This is a genomic window from Lacticaseibacillus sp. 53-4 (assembly GCF_016861805.1).
In the GTDB taxonomy this organism is placed as follows: Bacteria; Bacillota; Bacilli; order Lactobacillales; family Lactobacillaceae; genus Lacticaseibacillus.
The window spans coordinates 1-3,335 of sequence record NZ_BOLT01000066.1; the positions used below are offsets into that span (position 1 = coordinate 1).

General features: G+C 43.6%; 2 protein-coding genes and 1 pseudogene. 1 reads left to right on the forward strand and 2 read right to left on the reverse strand.

The annotated features are described in order from the left end of the window. Positions 1-63: 63 nt before the first annotated feature. Positions 64-318, forward strand: a pseudogene (locus JUF21_RS11800) (family 1 glycosylhydrolase); the annotation flags it as partial. 319 nt (positions 319-637) lie between these two features. Here the strand turns inward: JUF21_RS11800 and JUF21_RS11805 are convergent. Both JUF21_RS11805 and JUF21_RS11810 read right to left on the reverse strand, forming a co-directional pair. Continuing rightward, on the reverse strand, positions 638-1,618 hold the full coding sequence (locus tag JUF21_RS11805; protein ID WP_203664846.1) for a LacI family DNA-binding transcriptional regulator: 981 nt from the start codon (positions 1,616-1,618) through the stop codon (positions 638-640). A gap of 10 nt (positions 1,619-1,628) precedes the next feature. Beyond that, complete coding sequence (locus JUF21_RS11810) at positions 1,629-3,092, reverse strand: sucrose-6-phosphate hydrolase (RefSeq protein WP_203664848.1); 1,464 nt, start codon at positions 3,090-3,092, stop codon at positions 1,629-1,631. Positions 3,093-3,335: the final 243 nt, after the last annotated feature.

Sequence of the window (3,335 nt, forward strand, 5' to 3'; positions counted from 1 at the left end):
GCCGGCAAAACATATCAAATTAACTATAAAGTCATCACTGAACGGTCAAAGTCAGCAGCCTAGTTCAGTACTGACTATCTAAGAGAGCATATCGGTCAGGCGGAGGAGGCCGTTCGTGACGGGGTTGACTTGATGGGGTACCTAAGTTGGGGACCAATTGATTTAGTCTCGAATTCGACTGGCCAGATGTCTAAGCGTTATGGCTTTATCTATGTAGATCGCGATGATTTAGGTCATGGGACGCTTAAGAGAATTAAAAAGGACTCCTTTCACTGGTATCAAAAAGTGATTCAGACTAATGGGGATGACCTCGCTTAGAATCAAATGGACAATGCGCTTTTACCGTCATTTTCATAAAAAAAGCCATGCTAATCTTGCATTTACGGAGCAAAGTTAGTATGGTTTTTATTTTTAAATGTTGCTCCTTGTTTCTAGGAATAAGAAAGCTTTTTTACGCGAGATTCCTTGCTGACCAGAGATTGTTTGTGACTTTTACCTTCAGATCTTATCAGAAATTTCTTCGGTTAGGCTGGATGTAGTTTGATTATCTTTGGAAGGAAGTTTAATCAGTATTGACACGTTTTTGGGCACCACTAATGCCAGGATGTTTATGAGAGCAAAAATTAGAATTTCAGAATTAGCATGATTCTCCACTAATTACCTTTACTGGTAATTCGTAATGATCAGACAATTGCTCACTCGGGTCTTTTATTCTTCTTTCGAGAAGTGAGACGCTTAACTTCGCCAGGTCTGGCAGCGGTTGCTGGATTGTGGTGAGCTGTGGAATGTAATCTCGAATGAAAGAAACACCGTCATAACCAACCAAGTATAAATCGCCTGGAATTGATATTCCGAGCCCGCGGGCAACATTCATTACCATTAAGGCCGTCATATCGTCAGAACAAAAGATTCCTTCTGGAGGAGTTTGCCTCAATAAAGCCTTAATCGCACCCAGTTTAAGTGTTGGTGTCGTGCTCTGGGCTAGCGAAATAATCCTTGGCTGGATGTTCTTGTGAGCCAGGATGTCTTTAAAGCCCTCAACACGGCGGTGAGTGGGAGAAGCTGGATCATCATTACCAGTTAACATCACCAAATCGTGAATTGGATGTTTAAGTAACTCACGAGCAGCCAGCTGACCGCCAGAAAAATTATCGCTGCTAACGATTGGAATGTTAGGTGCGAAGTAGCGATCAAAGCCAATGATGGGCGCACTAGCACGCGCGTAATCTGCATGGTTCAAGTTGTGAGAACTGGAAATAATGCCCTCAACCTGGTTTGCGCCTAACATTTGGAGATAATCTCGCTCTTTCTTTGGGTCGCCCTGGCTATTGCATATGATTGTCTTATACCCATGCGCAAAGAGCTCGCGTTCTAGGAGATTGGTCAGTTCGGCAAAGAAGATGCTATCAAGGGTTGGAAATATCAAGCCAACCAAGTGAGTCGACTTCCCCTGAAGACTACGTGCGATGTTGTTGGGCTGATAGTTTAACTCGCGCATGGATGCATTGACTTTTTCGATAGTATTAGAAGAGAGGTACCCCTTATGGTTTATGACACGGCTAACGGTCGTTGCGCTGACTCCCGCAAGTTCTGCAACATCTGTAAGTTTGGCAACCATGTTTGCAACCTCATTTCTTCATTTCAAAGTATTTTGCTCTGGTGTGACCGGTGATACTCAGACCGTTCCCATCTTTGTCAGGAAATACACGGCCGGTAGCACGGTGTGCACCTCCATTAATATAGCATTCAAAGATGGAAATGTCGGCAAAGATAGTGATGTCAATCGCTTGATGACTCTCAAGCCGGATTAAACGACGCTGATTATCATTTGGGTCTGTCGGCCATGAGAATGTCTGTCGATCAATGGTTACAACCCCTTCAATTGTATCTAGTGTAACTTGTAGATGTATGGTGTGCTCAGGGTTGTCAAAAAGACTGAGCGTTGTTTTCTCGCCGTTTTGAACGTGAACGTGCAGTTCATATGAATTTGTCGTTAAGTAAGTCTTATCGGGGTTGAGGACTTTTTCCGGCTTGCGTAGTTCAAGAGTTTCTTTGACAGGTGATTGGATGAGCCGCCCATCTTGCCATTTAAGTTCATTAACAAGGCTTAATGCGCCATCATACCCGTAGTCATCGGTGGGATATGATGTCTCAGGCATTCCAATCCAACTAATGGATAACGTCCGACCATCTGGAGAGTTGAAAGCTTGGGTGGCATAGTTATCAAACCCTTCATCGAGTAAATGAAGGTCTGTCGGATCGTTCAAAGTAGCACTAGAAGCATCGAAGCTTGTGCCACTGAGATAGACTGTTGGGTAACGATTGTCGTAACAAAGAACAGACTGGTCAAGCCCTTGTGGCGAGAAAATCAACACGGGATGATGGTCCACAACAACAAAATTAGGACACTCAACCATATAGCCCCAGTGAGAAATTCCGGCATTCACATTACCAACAAAAGTCCAATGTCGAATATTTTTGGTGCAACGAAATAATAGCATGATACCCGCGTGATCTGAACGGCTTTGGCCGCCAATGAGCACGTATAGGTTTTGCCTCTGCATAAATAGCATTGGGTCACGAAAATGTTCCGTGAGATTGTCAGGACGTTGAATCAGAGGCCTCGTCATCTTTGTTACCTCACCAGTGCGATTCATAAGCGCCCCGTTTTGATAAGTTTTTCGTTTCCAGTCGGCGGTACGGACATTACCCGTGTACATAATGAAGAGTATGTCAGGGGAGAGCGAAATGGCAGAGCCAGAATATACGCCTTGAGCATCATAAGGGGAGTCAGGTAGTAAGAAATCACCCTCATCTTGCCAGTGAACAAGATCGGGGCTGGTCAAACGATGCCAAGATTTCAGGCCGTGCACCGGTCCATATGGAAAGGATTGATAGCTTAATTGCCAATGGCCATCAAAAAAAGTGAAGCCGTTGGGATCGTTGAGTAAACCGGTAGAAGGCTCGATATGATAAGTTGTGCGCCAAGGGGAAGCCGAGACCATCTTCTTTAAAGCAGTTCTAGTCTCCTTAGGCCATTCTTCATATGGAAGATATAGTTGCTTTTGGGTCCATTTTTGTTTCTCGTTCATAAGGTGCCTCCATTTACAATTCCTCAATAATTATATAAATATGTCACTAACATGTCAAACGTTAACATGCATACTGACGAGCAAAAAAATGGAATATTGAAAAAATATAGCAAACGTTTGACATATGATTTAACGGCTCCTATAATTACCTGTGAAAACGTTCTTAGCCTCAATTTTCAAGTCAAGTGCAACGATGATAACGAATTCTTGATAGTGGTCTAGGCTGTTACGCCATGCATCGGT